Origin of the sequence: Nostoc sp., assembly GCF_036917395.1 — a bacterium.
GTDB lineage: Bacteria > Cyanobacteriota > Cyanobacteriia > Cyanobacteriales > Nostocaceae > Nostoc.
Genome location: NZ_JBALDI010000015.1, coordinates 1 through 20,850, shown reverse-complemented (window position 1 = coordinate 20,850; position 20,850 = coordinate 1). Strand labels below are relative to the sequence as shown.

The 20,850-nt window shown below is 41.2% G+C and carries 11 protein-coding genes and 5 pseudogenes; 7 read left to right on the top strand and 9 right to left on the bottom strand.

Annotated elements, in window-relative coordinates:
* The first annotated feature begins 395 nt into the window (after nucleotides 1–395).
* The 4 genes and pseudogenes from glf to V7K46_RS08555 form a co-directional block, all read left to right on the top strand.
* A complete protein-coding gene (glf, locus tag V7K46_RS08570; RefSeq protein ID WP_335112116.1) occupies nucleotides 396–2,834 on the top strand; it encodes a UDP-galactopyranose mutase in 2,439 nt (812 codons plus the stop codon).
* 528 nt (nucleotides 2,835–3,362) lie between these two features.
* Nucleotides 3,363–5,570: a family 1 glycosylhydrolase gene (locus tag V7K46_RS08565; RefSeq protein ID WP_335112115.1), complete on the top strand. Its 2,208-nt coding sequence runs from the start codon at nucleotides 3,363–3,365 to the stop codon at nucleotides 5,568–5,570.
* A gap of 89 nt (nucleotides 5,571–5,659) precedes the next feature.
* Nucleotides 5,660–5,860 (top strand): annotated as a pseudogene (locus V7K46_RS08560) (SDR family NAD(P)-dependent oxidoreductase); the annotation flags it as partial.
* Nucleotides 5,861–5,938: 78 nt separating this feature from the next.
* A pseudogene (locus V7K46_RS08555) lies at nucleotides 5,939–6,252 on the top strand (ISKra4 family transposase); the annotation flags it as partial.
* Between the two features lie 204 nt (nucleotides 6,253–6,456).
* On the opposite strand, the gene V7K46_RS08550 reads toward V7K46_RS08555, so the two are convergent.
* Complete coding sequence (locus tag V7K46_RS08550; RefSeq protein WP_335112114.1) at nucleotides 6,457–11,160, bottom strand: amino acid adenylation domain-containing protein; 4,704 nt, start codon at nucleotides 11,158–11,160, stop codon at nucleotides 6,457–6,459.
* Nucleotides 11,161–11,457: 297 nt separating this feature from the next.
* On the opposite strand from V7K46_RS08550, the gene V7K46_RS08545 reads away from it, so the two are divergent.
* Nucleotides 11,458–11,727 carry a hypothetical protein gene (locus V7K46_RS08545; RefSeq protein WP_335112113.1) on the top strand — a complete coding sequence of 90 codons (270 nt, stop codon included), beginning with the start codon at nucleotides 11,458–11,460 and terminating at the stop codon, nucleotides 11,725–11,727.
* On the opposite strand, the pseudogene V7K46_RS08540 reads toward V7K46_RS08545, so the two are convergent.
* The 3 genes and pseudogenes from V7K46_RS08540 to V7K46_RS08525 form a co-directional block, all read right to left on the bottom strand.
* Nucleotides 11,703–12,665: pseudogene (locus tag V7K46_RS08540) on the bottom strand (phosphopantetheine-binding protein); the annotation flags it as partial. The gene V7K46_RS08545 and the pseudogene V7K46_RS08540 sit on opposite strands and share 25 nt — an antisense overlap.
* Nucleotides 12,666–12,717: 52 nt before the next feature.
* A pseudogene (locus V7K46_RS08530) lies at nucleotides 12,718–12,948 on the bottom strand (condensation domain-containing protein); the annotation flags it as partial.
* 8 nt (nucleotides 12,949–12,956) lie between these two features.
* Nucleotides 12,957–17,252: a non-ribosomal peptide synthetase gene (locus V7K46_RS08525; protein ID WP_335112112.1), complete on the bottom strand. Its 4,296-nt coding sequence runs from the start codon at nucleotides 17,250–17,252 to the stop codon at nucleotides 12,957–12,959.
* A 19-nt stretch (nucleotides 17,253–17,271) separates the two neighbouring features.
* Here V7K46_RS08525 and V7K46_RS08520 point away from each other — a divergent pair, with 19 nt between their 5' ends.
* A complete protein-coding gene (locus V7K46_RS08520; RefSeq protein ID WP_335112111.1) occupies nucleotides 17,272–17,454 on the top strand; it encodes a hypothetical protein in 183 nt (60 codons plus the stop codon).
* Between the two features lie 209 nt (nucleotides 17,455–17,663).
* On the opposite strand, the pseudogene V7K46_RS08515 reads toward V7K46_RS08520, so the two are convergent.
* The 4 genes and pseudogenes from V7K46_RS08515 to V7K46_RS08500 form a co-directional block, all read right to left on the bottom strand.
* A pseudogene (locus V7K46_RS08515) lies at nucleotides 17,664–18,115 on the bottom strand (transposase); the annotation flags it as partial.
* A 214-nt stretch (nucleotides 18,116–18,329) separates the two neighbouring features.
* Complete coding sequence (locus tag V7K46_RS08510) at nucleotides 18,330–18,872, bottom strand: HAD family hydrolase (protein WP_335112117.1); 543 nt, start codon at nucleotides 18,870–18,872, stop codon at nucleotides 18,330–18,332.
* A 203-nt stretch (nucleotides 18,873–19,075) separates the two neighbouring features.
* Complete coding sequence (locus V7K46_RS08505; RefSeq protein ID WP_335112110.1) at nucleotides 19,076–19,360, bottom strand: hypothetical protein; 285 nt, start codon at nucleotides 19,358–19,360, stop codon at nucleotides 19,076–19,078.
* Nucleotides 19,361–19,507: 147 nt separating this feature from the next.
* Entirely contained in the window at nucleotides 19,508–19,681 is a 174-nt protein-coding gene (locus V7K46_RS08500; RefSeq protein ID WP_335112109.1) for a hypothetical protein, read from the bottom strand.
* A gap of 62 nt (nucleotides 19,682–19,743) precedes the next feature.
* On the opposite strand from V7K46_RS08500, the gene V7K46_RS08495 reads away from it, so the two are divergent.
* Nucleotides 19,744–20,196, top strand: coding sequence for a hypothetical protein (locus V7K46_RS08495; protein WP_335112108.1), 453 nt, complete (start codon nucleotides 19,744–19,746; stop codon nucleotides 20,194–20,196).
* Here V7K46_RS08495 and V7K46_RS08490 read toward each other — a convergent pair.
* On the bottom strand, nucleotides 20,174–20,575 hold the full coding sequence (locus V7K46_RS08490; protein ID WP_442939813.1) for an aldo/keto reductase: 402 nt from the start codon (nucleotides 20,573–20,575) through the stop codon (nucleotides 20,174–20,176). The genes V7K46_RS08495 and V7K46_RS08490 overlap by 23 nt on opposite strands.
* Nucleotides 20,576–20,850 lie beyond the last annotated feature (275 nt).

Below are 20,850 nucleotides of genomic sequence, written 5' to 3'. Positions count from 1 at the left end.
AATTCGTAAACAACTCATTCAATTTGACTGTCTTCGAGATGCCATAGAAAATATTCTTCGCACAGCGTCCTAACCGTCTTGGCGATTGCTATACATAGCTTTATAGGTATAAAAAATTACGCCATTTTAATTTTTAATTTTAGATATTCATAAAAATATAGTACTTAGGACTTAATAAAAAAACTAACTTTATATTTATTTGGGTAGATGAAAAAATTAGATATAAAACAGTATTTTGTTAATAATGCAACCAAATATTGATTATACCGATTTGATATTAAAAAGCAGCAAAATATGTTGCAAGCTCTTGCATGAAAGTAAGCTTGCTGCCTTATAAAGAAAAGGTATTAGCGTTTAGCTAGTCAGAATTAATAATTTAAATAATGAGACGAACTATGACAAGTGAAAAATCTCAAGTCAAAAACAACGGTGTCAGCAATGTTATTTCGCCGAAGCAGCGTAAAACAAAGCGATCGCAGTTAGCCCAAACGCAATCATCGAGTCCGTCACGGTTGAATTTAACTTCGTCTAATAATAAAGTTCAATCAACAGAAACCTTTAAAGATACACCTGATATAGTTTGCTTATCTCATTTGCGTTGGAATTTCGTTTATCAAAGACCACAACATCTTCTTAGTCGCTGCGCCCAAGGAAAGCGAGTGTTCTTTATTGAGGAGCCAATTTTCTCTGAAGAACCCTTGGCAAGCTTAGATGTAAACGAAGATTCTAATGGAGTAGTTGTGGTTGTGCCACACCTACAACAAGGTTTAAGTGAAGAAGCAATAAATGCAGATTTACAAGTATTAATAGATAGTTTGTTTGCAGAGCATAATATCAACAAGTACATTTGTTGGTATTACACACCAATGCCGATCGCTTTTACCCGCCACTTGCAACCCCAAGCTGTGGTGTATGATTGCATGGATGAATTGTCTGCATTCCAAGGAGCATCACCCACTTTAAAGAATTATGAAGCCGAATTATTCAGCCGTGCAGACTTAGTATTTGCAGGCGGACAAAGCCTTTACGAAAGTAAGGTGAACCAGCACCCCAACGTTTATGCCTTTCCCAGCAGTGTAGATGTCCCCCATTTTAGCCAGGCGAGAAATCTTCAAGAACCAGAAGATCAAGCTCATATTCCACATCCTCGTCTTGGTTTCTTTGGCGTAATTGATGAACGGATGGATATCGAACTGCTTGCTGAAATTGCCGAAGCACGCCCCAACTGGCATCTAGTAATTATTGGGCCAGTTGTCAAAATCGATCCCGCAACTCTGCCACAGCATGAAAATATTCATTATCTCGGTGGCAGAGATTATAAACAACTACCTGCCTATTTAGCAGGCTGGGATTTAGCAATGTTGCCGTTTGCGCGTAACGAGTCAACACGTTTTATTAGCCCTACCAAAACTCCAGAGTATCTTGCAGCAGGTAGACCTGTAGTATCTACCTCAATTCGGGATGTGGTGCGTCCTTATGGAGAATCGAAACTGGTGCGAATTGCAGATACAGTCTCTGAGTTCGTTACCGCCGCAGAACAAGCAATGCAAGAAGACACCCCAGCCTCAGAATGGTTGAGTCGAGTAGATGTCTTTTTAGAAAAGATTTCTTGGGATCGTACTTGGGCATCAATGATGAAGCTGATTGACTCTGCCATTGCAGCCCGTGATGGTGAAGACAAAGCTAACTCCACAGGTGCGGCTGGTAAACAAGCACCAAATATCATTACCAGAGATTTTGTCTTCGATTACTTGGTTGTCGGCGCTGGTTTTTCTGGTAGCGTCATTGCTGAACGTTTGGCAACTCAGTCTGGTAAAAAAGTGCTGGTTGTAGACAAACGCAACCACATAGGCGGCAATGCCTACGATCATTATGACGATCATGGCGTTCTCGTACACAAATACGGCCCCCACATTTTTCACACCAACTCACGCGAAGTTTTTGAATACCTCTCGCGCTTTACTAAGTGGCGGTCTTACGAGCATCGCGTCCTTGCAAGTGTAGACGGGCAACAAGTTCCTATTCCGATTAACCTCAACACTATTAACAAGCTGTATGGCATGAATCTCAATTCATTTGAGGTGGAGGAGTTTTACAAATCCCTTGCTGAACCAATGGAATACATCCGCACTAGTGAGGATGTGGTGGTAAGCAAAGTCGGTCGAGAACTGTATGAAAAGTTTTTCCGAAATTATACGCGCAAACAATGGGGACTTGACCCATCAGAACTTGATAAATCAGTAATTGCCAGAATTCCCACACGGACTAATCGTGACGATCGCTATTTTACCGATACTTACCAAGCAATGCCACTGCACGGCTTTACCCGGATGTTTGAGAATATGCTCAATCATCCGAACATCAAGGTAATGCTCAACACTGATTATCAAGAAATTCAATCATGCATACCTTGCCGCGAGATGGTTTACTCCGGGCCGGTTGACGAATATTTTGACTATCGCTACGGCAAACTACCCTATCGTTCGCTTGATTTCAAGCATGAGACGCACAACGCGAGTGTGTTTCAAGCAGCGCCAGTAATTAACTATCCCAATGAACACCTTTATACTCGTGTGACAGAGTTTAAATACTTAACTGGTCAAGAACACTCCAAAACGAGTATTGTTTATGAGTTTCCCAAAGCTGAGGGAGACCCTTATTATCCTGTACCGCGTTCTGAAAATCAGGAAATTTATAAGAAATATAAGGTGCTGGCTGATGAAACTCCAGGGATATATTTTGTAGGACGATTAGCGACATACAAGTACTACAACATGGATCAATGTGTTGCTCAGGCTCTGTCTGTGTACAAACAAATTGCGGTTAAGGCTTAAGGGACTTCCAAATAAAAAAATATCCCATCGCTTTTAGGGCAGGGGGCAGGGGGCAGGGAGCAGGGGGAGAGAAAGTCGTTTTGATGGGCGTGAAATTGGATAATTTATTTCTTGGAAGTCCCTAAATAATTCGTAATTTACGCCGTCCGTGTACAACTTTCTTTCAAACCTAACCCCCAGCCCCTTCCCTTGTAGGGAAGGGGAGCAAGAATCAAAGCCTCTCTCCCTGTAAAGGAGAGGAATGGAAGCGGGATTCTAAGAATAAGTTGCACATCGCGTTAATTCGTAATTAGGGCTGCTCTGTATTTAGTAGGCTGCTCATGTCTGTAACGCACCGAAAACTTAGGATGGTGCGTTAGCCTCCGGTATAACACACTCTAGGACTTACGCAAAATATCTCTCAAACTCTCATTTCTCTGTGACCTCTGCGCCTCTGTGGTTCGATTTTCCGTTAGCTGTGCGTAAGTCCTGACTCGACAAAAATTAAAAAGAACGCATCAAAGAAAATATCAGCTTGAGTTGTAAATTATGATTTCTGCTTTCAACTCGACATTCAATATTAACAAAGCACAACTTCCCCTAGAAGTTTGGGCTGGTGTCGAGTGTACGGTTAATCGTGTGGGTGAAGAGTATCTCGATCAGTTAGAACGCAATGGTCATGCAACCCGCTTAGATGACCTAGATTTGTTCGCTGAACTTGGCATACACGCTATCCGCTATCCAGTGCTTTGGGAGAAGATAGCGCCCAATGGTTTAGAGAATGCTGATTGGTCGTGGGCAGATGAAAGACTAGGGCGTTTGCGTGAACTCGGCATCCGTCCGATTGTGGGATTAGTGCATCATGGCAGTGGCCCGCGTGATACCAGCTTGGTAGATCCAGAATTTCCAGAAAAACTAGCGGTGTTTGCTCGTGCAGTTGCAGAACGCTATCCTTGGGTAACACATTACACACCTATCAACGAGCCACTGACAACAGCACGATTCAGTGGAATATACGGTCACTGGTATCCTCATGGCCGAGATAATTTAACTTTCGCCCGTGCTTTGTTAGGAGAGTGTAAAGCGATCGCTCTTTCGATGCAAGCAATTCGGGAAGTCAACCCCAATGCTCAATTCGTACAAACTGAGGATTTGGGTAAAACTCATAGTACACCAAAGCTGGCTTATCAAGCAGAATTTGAGAACGAGCGTCGTTGGTTGAGTTTGGATTTATTGTGCGGTCGAATCAACCCAACTCATTCAATGTGGGGTTACTTGCGCGATTGTGGTGTAAGTGAGACTGAACTTGAAGAATTTTTGCAATATACCTGTTTGCCTGACATTATTGGCATTAACCATTACCTGACGAGCGAACGCTTTTTAGATGAAAACTTAGAAAACTATCCAGCTTGGACGCATGGTGGTAATGGTCGGGACAAGTATGCAGATGTAGAGGCAGTGCGAGTTTGTGCTGAGGGTTTGGCAGGGCCTCGGACATTACTCAAAGAGACATGGGAACGCTACAAATTACCCCTTGCTGTCACTGAAGTTCATTTGAGTTGCACCCGTGAGGAACAACTACGCTGGCTCAATGAAGTGTGGAATGCAGCGCAAGAATTAAGAAACCAAGGTGCAGATGTTCGTGCTGTGACTGCTTGGGCACTTCTCGGCAGCTACGATTGGAATAGTTTATTGACTCGCTCGGCAGGATACTACGAGTCAGGCGTGTTCGATTTGCGCTCATCACGCCCCAGACAGACAGCGATCGCTAAAATGGTGCGAGATTTAGCCACTGGGCATAAACCCAATCATCCATTACTTGATACACCAGGATGGTGGCATCGAGAAGAGCGCCTATTATACCCAGCAGTCAGTTGTCGCGTATCTCGCCCATCTCTCCCGCTTTCCTCCCCTGCTTCCAATCGTCCCCTGGCGATCATCGGAGCCACAGGAACATTAGGCAAGGCTTTTGCTCGGCTGTGTCAAGTGCGAGGAATTTCATATTGCCTGCTAAGACGGCAAGATATGGATATTGCCAATCCTGCTTCCGTCAATAAAGTACTTGCCGAGTTGCAACCGTGGGCAGTTGTGAACGCTGCGGGATACGTGCGGGTGGACGATGCCGAACACGAACCCGATGTTTGTTTAAAGGCAAACGCTGAAGGGCCAGCGATTTTAGCTGCTGCTTGCGCTCAACATGATGTAGCGCTGCTAACTTTCTCTTCAGATTTGGTATTCGATGGTACTGAGTCTAATCCTTATGTCGAAACTGATACTGTTGGGCCCCTCAATATATATGGGTGCAGCAAAGTTTTGGCAGAAAAGCTGGTATTGCAGGCTCATCCGGCATCGCTAGTGATTCGCACCAGCGCATTTTTCGGCCCTTGGGATGATTACAACTTTGTCACGATCGCCCTGCGCCAGCTTAGTGCTGGTAATACTTTTGTCGCAGCCGAAGATGCGATCGTTTCACCTACTTATGTACCCGATCTTGTCCATGCCAGCCTTGATTTATTGATTGATGGCGAGAAAGGTTTGTGGCATTTGGCTAACAAAAGTGCTGTTGCTTGGTCTGAATTAGCGCGACTAGCGGCGAAAAAAGCAGGTGTAAGTGTCAGCAATCTAATTGCTCGTCCTACACAAGAACTTGGTTTAATTGCTCCCCGCCCAGCTTACAGCGTTCTTGGTAGCAATCGAGGTGAATTAATGCCACACCTTGACAGTGCAATTTCTCGCTACTTGGAAGAAAGAAGTTAGTAGTCTTGCAATCTAATTTTAAGGGGAGCAAGGGAGTAAATCTATACCCAATGCTCCATTCCCCATTCCCAATTCCCCATCGCAAAATTATATCAACTATTTTAGTAACCGGAGGAGCCGGATATATTGGCTCCCATGCTGTATTAGCTCTGAAAAACGCAGGTTACGAAGTAATCGTTTTAGATAATCTGTCGAACGGACATCGAGAACTTGTAGAAGAAGTTTTACAGGTAAAATTGATTGTTGGAGATATGAGCGATCGCTCTCTTCTTGATAACATATTTTTAACTCTAAAATAAAGTTATAAGAGGAGACAGACATTACTTGTTCAAATGTAAGTTGGTCAAACAGTAGTTGTAGGCGAACATATTCAGGTGATCGCTAAAATATTGTATGAAGACACATCACCAGAAAAGCTAACTAGCCTTGCAGGAATTGAAGAAGCAGTAAAGAGTCAAATGCTTTTATCATGTCATGCCAGAAGTAGGGTTTTTTTATCGAAACGGTTACGGGCACAAGAGCAGGGTATAAAAGACAACTAAAAAGTATTTTGGGAGAATTGCCAATCACAGGTAAACAAGCGGAAAAATTGGAAGTTCCTTTTAGCAATCAACTGAGTCCGTATCTGGAAATTTGCTGTCTCCGAGTAAGTGCCAATGTCAGCTATGAAGATGCAGCAACAGTCTTTTCTTAGTGCTTATAAACTGGCATTAAAAATAGTTTTGTGAATAAAAACCCAGAACGATTTTTGTAGTTATCAAACTCAGAGTAAGGAGATAAAGAAGAGTCTTTCTTAAGGATATTTGGAATAAATATCATGCTGAGAAAACCTCCTATAATCAAGAATGGGAGCCAGTGTTGAGTCAGCATTTTTTTTCATCTACTACTAATACCCCTTGCTCTGTTCGTTTAAGGAAGATAACTTAATCCGCCGACTTTCACGCGATAGTGGTACTAAAACTGGGGCTTGATTTTGAGTATTGCTTTCTTTAAAGCTTTCCACCACTTTAGATAGTTGTGCAATTGTCGATGCTTCAAATACGCTACGCAAAGGTAACTCTACACATAAACCGTCGCGCACTCTAGAGACAAGCTGAGTTGCCAGTAAAGAATGACCGCCTAATTCAAAGAAATTGTCATAAATTCCTACGCGCTTAATTCCCAAAACCTCAGCAAAAATTTTCACCAGCACTTGTTCAACAGCAGTCCGAGGTGCGATGTAATTTTTAGGCAATTGGGGCTTAATTACATCATGCAATGCTCTTAAGGCGCGGCGATTGACTTTATCATTGGCTGTTAAAGGTAAAGACTCTAATACTACAAAAGCTGATGGCATCATGTACTCAGGCAGTTTTTGTGCTACGTAAGTCTGCAACTGCGGCACTAATTTACGCGCTGCTTTGGCTTGTAGGGGATTATTGGCGTAAGATTGCCAGGGACGAGAGTGAGTCATGCTATGTGGAAAAATAATTCTCTTACCTACTCCATCTTGTCGTACAAAAACCACATCATAATGACCTTCAATACTTGAATGTGACCAGGTAATTTCAACCCCATAAGGTACATTCAGTGCATAGAAATCTTCTGGCTCTACTCCGAAATTTTCGAGTTCTTGCAAAGCTTTACGTATTTGACCTACAGTTTTAAAACCTTCTACATCTGATAGCCATTTTAGGGTTTTAACTGCTGACATCACCCGTGCATTAGGTACATTGATAATGCTTAATATTTCTGGTTGATTCTCAATTAATAACTGATGGACTGTTGAGACTGTGAGATTATTTTCAGACCAGTTCAGCACGGAATGATTTTTAGTATTATTAACAGTTTCGGTACTAACATGAAGAATCACATTGTAACGAAACTCAGTTAACTCATTGTGATGTTTACCCCGCATCAGTTGAATTTCTACATGATTAATCTGCGGAAAACGTTGCTTGATTGCAGTAAAAAAGGCTGGGTCAATCACTAACTCTGTTTCTTGAAATATCTGCATTTGTATCCGTTGCTGCAACTCGAAGCTGCTAAGGGAAGGTTCAGCTTGATACAGTTGCACTGACGCATGAAAAGCTTGCAAGAGTGGCAAACTACGCACATCTCCTATGAAGATAAAGCCACCCGGAGCAGTTGCTTCCACAGCACCTTCTAATACATGAATCAGATAATCAATAGTAGGAAAATATTGTACAACCGAGTTTAGAATTACTGCATCAAAAACTCCTGTTTCTACTTTCTCAAAGTTAGTAGCCATTTGCTGATACAGCGTTACTTGCGGCATTTCTTGCTTCTGTAACTGCTGCTGAATGTAGTTAAGTGAAACGGCAGAAAAGTCTGTCCCCCAATATTTAGTGCAGTGAGGTGCAACCCTAAACAGAATTAAACCTGTTCCACAACCAATTTCTAACACTCGTTTGGGTTGAAAAGCCAAAATTTGCTTGACTTGGTTATCCACCCACTCACGCATCTGCTCTGATGGAATAGGTTGATTTGTATAACTACTATTCCAGCCTACAATATTCAATTTTGGATCGGAATCAACAGGTAGGTTATAAGTTTCGTCATAGAGCATCTGCCATTGCAAAACTTGCTCATTCTGCAATTGCATTAATTGCATATTCTCCTGCTCGCTCCTGTATCCGGTTTTTGGTACTACATAAGCTACTAAGCGTTTTTCTGCTTTTTCCTCCCGAATTATAACTACAGTTTGCTGCACTGCTGGATGCTGACTGAGTACCCCTTCAATTTCTCCCAACTCAATGCGGTAGCCGCGGATTTTTACCTGCTCGTCGAGGCGACCTAAAAATTCAATGTTGCCATCTACTCGATAGCGAACTAAATCACCTGTCTTATAAAGCCGTGCTTTTAACTTATTAGTAAAAGAATGATAAATGAAGGATTCAGCAGTTAAATCAGGATTTAAATAACCTCGCGCCAACCCATCACCACTTATGTACAACTCTCCCGAAACGCCGATGGGTACAGGTTGTAAATATTGATCTAATATGTAAACTTGTGTATTGGCGATCGCACGACCAATTGCAGGTACTAAATTATCTTTATGTTTAACAGAAATATGAGCAGAAGTTGTAACAACTGTGTTTTCAGTTGGCCCATAATTATTAACTACTTGAAAAGGATGGTCAGCTAAAGGATATTGATTTAGTTTGTCTCCACCTGTGAGTAATATTCGTAAAGCCGCGTTCTTCGGAAAATCTAATAATAAAACTTTCTCTGCTAAAGGTGTTGGTACAAAAGAAATTGTTATCGCTTTTGATACTAGCCAATCTCGTAGCTGCTCAGGTATTTGCCTGATTTCATCATTTACAAAATAAATGCTTGCACCAGTACTAAGATAAGGCCAAACTTCCCAACCGCAAGCGTCAAAGCCAACTCCAGAAATCTGTGTTGCTCGGTCAAGAGGTGAAACTGTAAACGCTTTTTGATGCCAAAAAACTAGATTTAACAATCCTTTATGTTCTATTTTAACCCCTTTAGGCTTTCCAGTTGAGCCAGAGGTATAAATAACATAAGCAAGGTTATCTACTTTAACTTGACTGGTAAGATTATCTTCAAGTTCTTGATTAATAATTTCCCAATCATTATCTAAAGCGATTACCTCTGAATTATGGGTTTCTAGACGTTTAATCCATTTATCTTGAGTTAATAAAACTGATATGTTAGTATCTTCAAGCATAAAGTTTAAACGTTCAGACGGATAGCTTGGATCTAAAGGTACATAAGCTCCGCCTGCTTTTAAGATGCTCAACATCCCGATTACCATATCAAAAGAGCGTTCTACACAAAGTCCTACTAAAACTTCGGCTTCAACTCCTAATTTTTTTAGATAATGTGCTAGTTTGTTGCTACGTATATTTAACTCCTTGTAGGTAACTTGTCTGTCTCCAAATACCAAGGCTATGGCATCTGGTTTCTGCTCTGCAAAACTCTCAAATAACTGATGGATACACTTATCTTGAGGATAATCTAACTGAGTATTATTCCATCCAACTAATAATTGATTTAACTCAGATGCGCTTAAAAGCGGGAATTGTGCAATTCGGTGTTCTGGATTTGCAACTATACCTGACAGCAATGTTTGGAAGTGTTCTAGCATCCTAGTGATAGTAGCGTCATCAAATAAATCAGTGCTGTAAATTACAAAACCACTAATTCCCTCTGAGCTATCTGCCCATAACCCATTTTGAGTATTTTGTTCCCACAAGTGGAACTCCAAATCAAAGCGCGTTGTTTCCGTTTCAAATGGTAGCGGACTTAAAGTTAAACTAGGTAACTCTAATGCGGACATTGGCGCATTTTGGAGCGCAAAAACTACTTGAAAGAGCGGATTTTGATTTAAATTCCGCTCTGGATGTAGTTCCTCTACAAGTTTTTCAAAAGGCAAATCTTGGTGAGCATAAGCTCCTAAAGCTACCTCTTTGACTTGATTCAATAATTCCCTAAAAGTTGGATTTCCTGATAAGTCGATACGCAGTACTAAGCTATTGACAAAAAAACCAATTAATCCCTCAATTTCACTGCGGTTGCGATTGGCAATAGGTGAACCAATAGCAATATCTTCTTGTTGTGTGTAGCGGTAAAGAAAAACTTGGAATGCTGCTAGTAGGGTTATAAACAAAGTTACCCCTTCTTGCTGTCCGAGAGCTAAAAGTGCTTTGCTCAAACTTTTTGATAATTGCAGAGGTTGCCTTGCACCCTGGTAACTTTGAGCAGCTAGTCTTGGTCTGTCGGTTGGCAGATTTAGCATAGAAATGCTATCTAATTGCTTGTGCCAATAACTCAGTTGCTTTTCCAATACTTCCCCTTGCAACCACTGGCGTTGCCAGTATGCAAAGTCTACATATTGGATTGTAAGTTTCGCTAGAGGAGAAGGCTGATTCTTGGCAAAGGCTGTGTAAAGTGCTGCTATCTCTTGAATCAGCACCCCAATAGACCAACCATCACAGACAATGTGGTGCATAGTTAGCAGCAGGATATATCGTGTCTCATCTAACCGCAGCAGTTTTACTCGTAGCAACGAATCAGTTGATAAATTGAAAGGACGTTGAGCTTCTTGGGTAGTAAGTTGTCGTGCTTGTATTTCTCGTTCGGCTTGTGGCAGTTGGCGTAAATCTATTACTGGTAAGGGTATTTTGAGCGTAGGATTAATTACCTGAACTGGTTGCCCTGACTGGATGACAAAAGTGGTGCGTAAAGCTTCATGTCGGCGCACAATTTCGTTAAAAGTTTGCTCTAGCGCAGCTTGATTGAGCGAACCTGTTAAATTTAGTGCTAGTGGAATGTTATAGAAAGGATTATTAGGGATTAATTGGTCAAGAAACCACAGCCGTTGTTGAGCAAAACAGAGGGGAAGATTTTGCGATCGCGAAATAGGTACAAGAGGTCTAATGTGGTTATTAGTACGATTAGATACTTCTAAAAATTCAATAATTTCTGCTTTCCGCTCTTGAATTTCTGCACGTAGTTCTGCTGTCAGAATTCCTTCAGGGGCGTTAGCGCGAAACTTTTCACCATCAATAAAAACTTGAATATCTAAGCTGCGAAGATAAGATAAAAACTCAACGGTATTCAAAATTACACCCCTTTGCAACTATTGTTACTTATTAGAAGGTAAAGACAGGAGGCAGTGAGAATATTACTTGTTTTATAAGCTTTTTAAGCTTTTTTAAATAAATGGTTATTTCTACTTAGCTGCACTGCTTATTAACTAACCCAATATTTTTATCACACTTATAACAGGGTATAAATCATTCTTGAGGTTGATAATCGGATGGTTGTAACTGTGGTGTGAACCTAAAAGACAACGCAGTTAATGACGTATCGCCAGGTTTAGGCTCATGCTATTCATGCCTCATAATTTACTGATCGTATGGTTGAGTCAACTGCTATCCGTTGGCCTACTTGGCGGGGGAGAGAACTTGTAGGAATATCTTACTTGGTGGCTGGACTAATAATGGTTCTGTGGACTTTTGGCGATCGTTTTATCAGTTTGCCACTGCTGCGCCGCCTTGGAGTCGAGGAACCCAAGTTTATGCTTAAGTTAATCGCTACTGCGACTCGTACACATATACCGGATGGCATAAATGGCATGGTGATTCCTAACTCAAGGGTTTCTCAAAATTCCACTTCTTCTCGCTGAATTCCGGTAATTTCAGTGTTATTCACACCTTTTGCTGCCCAACACATTGTGTCACTAATGTACTTAGCAAGTTGTTCAACAGTTGGTGCTTCAAACAAATTGCGTACAGGCAAATCTATTTGGAAGGTGTCACGAATACGGGAAGTTAGCACAGTCGCTAGTAGAGAATGACCGCCCAATTCAAAGAAATTGTCGTGAACGCCTACTTGCTCTTTTCCCAAGACTTTAGCCCAAATTTGGACAAGTAACTCTTCAATCTGCGATCGCGGTGCTACATAATCTTGATTATGGAAAGTAATTGTCTCAGGTATGGGTAAAGCATGGCGATCGACTTTGCCATTAGCTGTTAGAGGTAGAGATTCCAATACCATATATGCTCTTGGCACCATATATTCTGGTAGCTTTTCTTTCAAGAATTGACGAAGTAAATATGCAAAGCTTTGCACGTCTTCCATAGGTATCTGTTCCTGCTTGGGAACAATATAAGCCACCAAATACTTATCATCAGGTACGTCCTCACGAGCAATAACTATAGTTTCTTTCACTGCTGGATGTTGACTCAACACTGCTTCAATCTCTGACAACTCAATGCGGAAGCCACGAATTTTTACTTGAGTGTCAATGCGACCTAAAAATTCAATATTGCCATCTGGTAAATAACGAGCTAAATCACCCGTTTTATAAAGACGTGTTTTTGGTTTGTTACTAAAAGGATGAGTAATAAAATATTCAGCAGTTAATTCAGTGCAATTGAGATATTCTCGCGCCAGCCCCTCCCCACCCATATATAATTCGCCAGTAACGCCAATAGGCACTAGTTGTAAATGGGTATCTAATATATAAATCTGCGTGTTTGTAATGGGGATACCAATCGGTAAAGATGTGGCTGATGGTAACTCTTCTACGCAGTAATAAGAAGAAAATGTTGTATTTTCTGTAGACAAAAAGAGGTATTGTTAAGCTGGGTGCGTTAGCGCAGCTTTCCGCAGGAATCGCCTGTAGAGGTTGCCCATCCAACACTATAAATGTGGTGCGTAAGGTTTCGTGGCGACGCACGATTTCGTTAAAAGTCTGTTCTAGTGCGGCTAACTTCAGCGAACCTGTCAAGCGAATTACTGTCGGCACATTGTAGATAGCATTGCCGGGGATCAACTGGTCGAGGAACCACAGCCGCTGTTGAGCAAAAGATGCTGGAAAGACGAAGACTTCTTCAGAAGACATATTGATCCTTATTTTAAATTTTGTGCTTTCTGAATACAGGCTTTTAGCTGTGCGGCGAGAATTTGGATATGGGGTTTTCTTAGCATAGTTAGGTGATTGCCAGGAATATGATAAATTTCCGTTCCTCCCACAGTTAGCTGATCCCAACCCATACTCGGATCTTCCTTGGCAATGCTTGATTGAACCTTTGTTCTAAAAAGATTAATTTTTTTAGGGTAGGCTTGTGGAACGTAGTTGAGAACTGCTTGGCTATTGGCATAGAAAACACGAAGCATGGGACGAATTGCTAACTCGCTTAAAAGCCTTAACTTAGATTCTTTGGGTATAACGTTGACTGTGGCATCCTCTTTGAGGATGAGGTGAGAGAAGAGATTTGTTTGGAGCGATCGTGTTAGCGACTCCCTTTGGGAGTATCGCCTCAGCGATTCCCAAAATGAGTTTCGCGCAATTTTATTAAAATTAGTCAACCGAGAAGTTAAACTATTAATTCGATTCCTGGCGATCGCAATAATTAGATATAAATAATCGAGGAAAAAGGGCCATATATATCGCGCCACTGTTGTCAACATAAACTTTAAACCATTACCCAAAGAAGGTATATTGCCCGGAATTGGTGCTAAAGTGTCAAGCACAGCAAGTAGAGCCACTTCTTCTCCAGACTTTTGCAGTTGTTGAGCCATTTCAAAAGCAACCCAACCTCCAAAAGACCAACCTCCTAAAAAATAAGGGCCTTTGGGCTGCACTGAGCGCAATGCTTCAATGTAGTGAGCAGCCATATCCTCAATGTTAGTTAATGGAGAACTTTTTCCGTCAAGTCCAATGGGTTGTAGCCCATAAAATGGTTGATTTTTTCCCAAATGATGAGCTAATTCGTAATAAGGAAAGACAACACCAAAAATTGGATGGACGCAGAAGAAAGGTGGACTTGAACCAGCAGGTTGAATCGGTACTAAGGGAGACCAAGGCAGAGAGTCTGTTGCTGAGGATAGAGAAGTTGCTAAACTTTCAATTGTGGGATTTAAAAATAAGCTAGATAGGGGTAATTCGCGCTCAAATTGCTTGTGTATCTGCTTCATTAGGCGCACAGTTAAAAGCGAATCTCCTCCCAAGTCGAAGAAATTATCGTAAATACCCACACGCTCAACATTAAGGACTTCAGCCCAAATTTTTGCCAAAGTTGACTCGGTTGGAGTACGAGGAGCAATAAATGTTTTATCTATTAAACGGCTAGCATAACTGTCGAGTTCTGTTAGCGCCAAACGATCTACTTTCCCACTAGCTGTTAGTGGTAGAGAATCCAGCACTACAAAAGCTTTTGGAATCATGTATTCTGGTAATTTTTCTTTTAAAAATTTACGTAGTAGAGACGGTAAATTTGAGGCAGTGGCTCCCCGTTGTAGTGACTGCTGTTGTGTTTCTACATTATGAACAATATAAGCCACTAAGTACTTCTCATCAGATAGATTATCTTTAGCAATTACTATTGCTTTTTGTACACTTTGATGATGACTCAGCACTGTTTCAATTTCTGACAGATCAATACGGAATCCACGAATTTTTACTTGATTATCGATACGTCCTAAAAATTCAATATTACCGTCTGGTCGATACCGAGCTAAATCACCCGTCTGATAAAGTCGCGCTTTATTTTTATCACTAAAACGATTGAGAATAAACTTTTCAGTAGTTAATTCGGGGCGATTTAGATAGCCTTGTGCCAATCCCTCACCACTTATGTATAATTCGCCAGCAATTCCAATTGGTAAAGGTTGTAAATGTTTATCTAATATATAAATTTGAGTGTTAGCAATAGGACGACCAATGGACGGTTTTTCACTCATAGTACTAATCTCTGCAATAGTTGACCAAACCGTTGCTTCAGTAGGGCCGTAAGCATTAAAAAATCGACGCTGAGAGTTCCACCAACGTTTTACAATATCATCAGTGCAAAATTCGCCTGCACAAATAATAGTTTGTAATGCCGGAAGTGATTCTGTAGGAAGCACTGCTAATACTGTTGGCGGAAGGGTAACGTGAGTAATAGCTTTTTCTCGCAATAATTGGAGCAAAGGTTGTCCAGGTAGAAGGGATTCTTTATTTGCTAAATAAAGAGTTGCTCCTGTTTGCAGTGCCATGACAATCTCAAAAATTGAGGCATCGAAACTTAATGAGGCGAATTGCAGAATGTGGTTACTCGGTTGTAAATTCAAAACCTCAATCTGAGCTTTTCCTAAGTTGGATAATCCTCGATGCTGAAGCAAAACGCCTTTAGGCTTTCCTGTTGAGCCAGAGGTATAGATGACATAAGCTAAGTTGTCCAATGTTACGCAACTGGTCGGGTTTTCTTGGCTGTATTGTGTAATAGTTGCCCAATCTTTATCTATGTAAATAATTGGATTCGAGAAGTCTTCAAAATGCTTGAGCAACTTTTCTTGTGTCAGCAATACTGAAACTTGTGCATCTTTTAGCATAAATTTAAGACGCTCTTGAGGTAGGCTCGGATCTAAAGGTAAGTATGCTCCACCCGCTTTGAGGATACCTAATAATGTGACAATCATCTCTAGCGTTAGCGAAGCTCCTCCTACGGAGGCTCGTTCTACGCAAATGCCTACTATAACGTCAGGGACTACCCCCAATTTTTGCAGGTGATGTGCAAGTTGGTTAGCTCGGATATTTAGTTCGCGGTAGGTTAACTGTTGCTTGTTAAAGACTACTGCGATCGCATCGGGAGTTTCCTCCATCTGCGCTTCAAATAACTGATGAAAACACTTGTTCTCTGGGTAGTTTTTTTTAGTGTCATTCCAATCAATTAATAACTCTTGTCGCTCTTCCTCAGTCAGCAAAGACAAATCCCAAAGACGCTGTTCTGGATTGGCGACAATGCTTTTTAGCAGCGTTTGGAGATGTCCCAGCATCCTGGTAATGGTCGTGTCATCAAATAAATCGGTGCTATAAACCATTTGTCCTTTCAAACTATCCAAGTCCTGCCACAAATGCAACTCTAAATCAAGCTTTGCAGTTTTGCTTTCGTATTCAAATAGCGAAAGCGTTAACCCTGGTAACTCTAGCGCAACGATTGGAGTGTTTTGGAGGCTAAATACAACCTGAAATAAGGGATTGCGGCTCAAATCTCGCTCTGGATGCAGTTCCTCCACCAGCTTTTCAAAAGGCAAGTCCTGATGGCTGTATGCTCCTAGAGTTACCTCTTTGACTCGATTCAACAATTCTCGAAACGTCGGCTTACCTGAGAAATCTGTACGTAGCACCAAGCTATTGACAAAAAAACCAATTAATCCTTCTAGTTCGCTACGATTGCGATTAGCAATCGGTGAACCTACTACAATATCCTCTTGCTGCGTGTAGCGATAGAGCAAAGTCTGAAACGCTGCCAGCATTGTCATGAACAAGGTAACGCCTTCTTGGTAACTCAGTGCCTCTAGCGCTTGAGTTAAGGAGTGTGGTAGCTCTAGAAATTGTTTTGCACCCCTGTAGCTAGGAACTGCTGGTCTAAGTTGCTTGGTGGGGAGATTCAATACCGAAATCCCCTCTAATTGCTTTTGCCAATAAGCTAACTGGGTTTGTAGAGGCGAACAACCGTTTGCTCCCACTCCTTGCAGCCACTCCCGTTGCCATTGGGCGAAATCTGCATATTGAATGGGTAGTTCTGGCAAAGAGGTAGACTTGGAGAGAAGTCTGAGCGGAGGCTGACTTGGTTCGGAACTTCGGGAGTCGCTTGTAGTTAGACATCGCTGATCCTCTGCAAAGGCTGTGTATAATATTCCCAATTCTCTAATTAGCACTCCAATTGACCAGCCATCAGCAACAATGTGATGTAGATTAAGCAGCAGCAGATATTCTGCTTCATCCAGTTGTAGCAGCTTTACTCGCAGCAATGGCCCGGTGGTGAGATTGAAAGGATGTTGAGCCTCTTGGGTTACGATTTGCTGCACTTGTGTTTCACGTTCTTGGCTCTCGAAATTGCGTAAATCTATTAAGGGAAGAGGTATTGTTACGCTGGGTGCAATCGCCTGCACTAGTTGCTGCTCTACCATAACAAACGTAGTGCGTAAGGTTTCGTGGCGACGTACAATTTCGTTGAATGTCTGCTTTAAGGCGGTGAAGTTGAGGGAACCTGTCAGGCGAAGTGCTGTTGACACGTTGTAAAATGGATTCCCCGGTGCTAACTGGTCGAGAAACCACAATCGCTGCTGGGCGAAAGAAGTGGGAAAAACGAAAACCTCTGCTTCTTCAGAAAAATTAAGTTCTTCATCAGCTGTGAAACTACTGAGAATATACTGGCTCATAAGTGAATGGCAAACAATTGTGGTGGAATTTGTGGAAACTTTTTCTCAGCCCATCTTGTTATCAACGCTCCAAGAGGAGTTTAGCTCTGAAGAACTAATGGTTGTCAAACCAGAAAATCGGTTATCAATGATGCCTATTCACCAAGCAGTGGACTTTGAAGATTTTGGCGATGAAAACCTCTTAAATGCTCGCTCAAAATAGATCCAGGCTGTAATGCATCTGATTTCATACTCCTACCCTTGAAATTTTATTTAGACTGAGTTTCGTTTTCTAGGTTATACCAAGTTGCCAAAGATAGTATTGTTACATTCTGTTATATTCAACAGAGTCAAGAAAATCCGACTTCTCCCTTAGAGGCTGTTTGAAAAGTTTTAAAGGGTCAAATTTTATGCCAATCGCCTCACCATGATTCAGATCATGGCAAGGTATATAAACGTCTCTGATGTTTCGGGTAATAACTCATAGTCTCTAACCAATCGGCGACACCCCATCACCCAGCCAAAAGTGCGTTCCACTACCCAACGTTTTTTGAGCTAGCGCGTTCCCCTTTGTTTGTTCTGGTCGCACCACCACTTGTACAATCCAACGGCAAAAGTCCATCACCCATTGCATGAACGGCTCACCGTCAAAGCCCCCATCCACCCAGAGGGTTGTCAAACGAGATACCTGTTCGCTAGAGTGCTTGACCCGTATGAGAACTCGTTTGCCCCCCTTCGCGCTCACCCACACTGGCAGCCGTGACCAAGACCCGCAAGACTAACCCCAAGGTATCAACACTCATGAATCGCTTACGACCTTTGATTTTCTTGCCCGCATCGTAGCCCACGGCTTCATGCACCATTGCAGCAGTTTTTACACTTTTAACTCACTAGGAGAAAAGATTTCTCGCTGTCTCCAATACTTGGAATTATAAGTTTCAAATGCTTGCAGAAAAACATTTTCACTTATTCCATTTAAATCTAAAGATATTGTACAAGCTTCCAAGACACCAAGAATAGCTTGACGTTCACATATTTCAAAATTTAACAGTGTATTATCGAGATCGAAAATTATGGCTTTATAACTCATTCAATTCTTTAGTTCACGAAAATACTTTCTTCAATAGTTGAGCCTTTTCTAATTATTTTTAGTATTCCTCTGAAATCTTGACTATAAAATTTATAATTTTTATCATTAGGCTTCCTAACTAAAATTGCTTGTATATTTGCCCGTAAGGCTCCAGCGATATCAGCATTGTAGCTATCACCTATCATTACACATTCTGTTTTTTCAATCTTTAAATCATTGATGACATGAGCATAAAATTTGAGATTGGGTTTTTCATATCCAATTTTTTCAGACGTATATATTTCTTTAAAGTATTTTGCAATATTTAATTTATCTATAATTTCGTGTAGATCAAGTATATGATTTAAGAGAATTATGTTTTTATAATTATTTTCAATTGCATCTCGCAAAGTAGGAATTACATCATATAAATGCCATTTTTCCAAATTTTTATATTCATTCTGCACTTGGGAAGTATATTTTATCGCCTGAGTTTTATTTATTCCTACTTTATCATATATTTCTGCAAAATATTCATTCATATACTCCCACCAAGTTTTACCATTAAACAATAAATTATGGGGAGTTTCTGGAGAGGGCCAAGTAAAGCTAATATTTACGAATGGTCGAATATCTTCTAAATCTATATTGTGGACTCTATGACGTTTCAATATTGAATGTAAAGTTTAACTCCACATTCCATCACGATAACCTAATGTCTGATCAAAATCCCAAAATAAATATTTCATATTTATTTTACTGCTATATCATAAATTTAATAATGTAAATTTATATTCACAATGTAAGGATCTACAGAACGTTTAAACAATACCATTTCCCCTAATTCATCTTTTTTTAAATTGACATGACAAAACCATTCATCATTTTTTTCTGGATAATCTAAGCGGTAATGATAAAGTCCCCAACGAGTTTTTTGACGATATAATGATGCTCTGGCTGCCATTTCTGCACAGTCAAGAATAAAGTGAACTTCTAGACTACGCATCAATTCATGAGGGTCACAAGCGCCCATTAAATCTAACGTTTCTTGATATTGCACAAAATGTTTTAAACGAATCTCGATTTTATTACCTGATTTTGGTGGTTGCAGATAATCATTAACTAAGCGTCTTAATTTGTATTCTACCTGGGTGTTAGGTACACCATTTGGACGAGTTAAAGGTGCGTAAACTCTGGCTTTTTCAGCTTATAAAAAATCTGTATTTGGTTCAATAAAATCTAAACTTTCGATATATTCAATGGCATGAGTTCCGGCTATGCGACCGAAAACAAATGCCCCAATCATATAATTATGGGGAACGCTGGCCATATCTCCGGCTGCATATAAACCTGGGATGGTTGTTTGAGCGTTTTCATTCACCTGCCACCAGAAGCACTATGACCACTACATAAGCCTATTTCAGAAATGTGCATCTCTACGCCATGAGTGCGGTAATCTTCATTTCTACCTTGATGAAAACGTTCTCTACTTGGTCGTTCATTCGCCCAAAGTATAGATTCAATCTCAGCGATTGTATCTTCATCAAAAAACGAATCGCACTTCCTCAAATGTTTTGTGCGTTGAACGGTACACTTGGCGATGGCACAATTCTGCCAACGCATTACCTGCCTCAAAAAACGCTCTTTCCACACGGCCCTCTAGGTGAAGGCGATCGCGTTGTTCTGCCTCGCTTAATTCCTCTACCTCAACAGCTATTAACCGTAATCGTTGCTGAAGTGGAATCTATTTGCTGGGAAATATCCTCATGTGCAGAGCTAGTGGTGGCTTTTTTGTGCTTAGAGGATGGTTTAGTCATGATTCCACTCTTTCTAATTGACGGTTCTACCGATATACTGCACCACGCCTTGAGAATTAATAGCGAAATAGATGCATGACTTTGCTGGTAACTGCGATCGCTCTGACTTGTTCTACCAGTTGCAGATTCTTGTAGAAATTCTCGCCCTGAAATCGCGGTGAGTTTCTACGATAGTCATCTTGGGCGAAATCGTCTGGGCTGGTGAACTGCCCTGAAAGAAATCCACGACCGAGCGGGCTGTAAGCCACGTAGCCAATGCCTAACTCGCACACTGTCGGCAAAATCTCATCTTCTGGGTCACGGCTCCACAAGGAGTATTCCGTTTGTAGGGCAGTAATCGGGTGAACTGCATGTGCCCGTCGAATCGTCGTAGGAGCCGCTTCAGACATCCCAAGATAGCGGACTTTACCCTGCTGCACTAGTTCTGCCATTGCCCCGATGGTCTCTTCGATCGGCACTGCCGTAAGATGCCCGTTCGCCGTAAGGCGTCCCGTTAGAGAAGGCTTTACGGTGTGCTAATGTAATTCGTAATTATTACCCTATGAATAAGGAATATGTCTTTTAGTTTCTACAACTCAAATTAATTGCTCTGGCTTTCAATTACCAATTCCTCAAGCAAATCAAAATCACACAACAAATTAGCTGCTCATGAATCATCACTTCACCATGAACAAACATCCCATTCAAATTAACGATACAACCTTGCGAGATGGCGAACAAGCAGCAGGTGTAG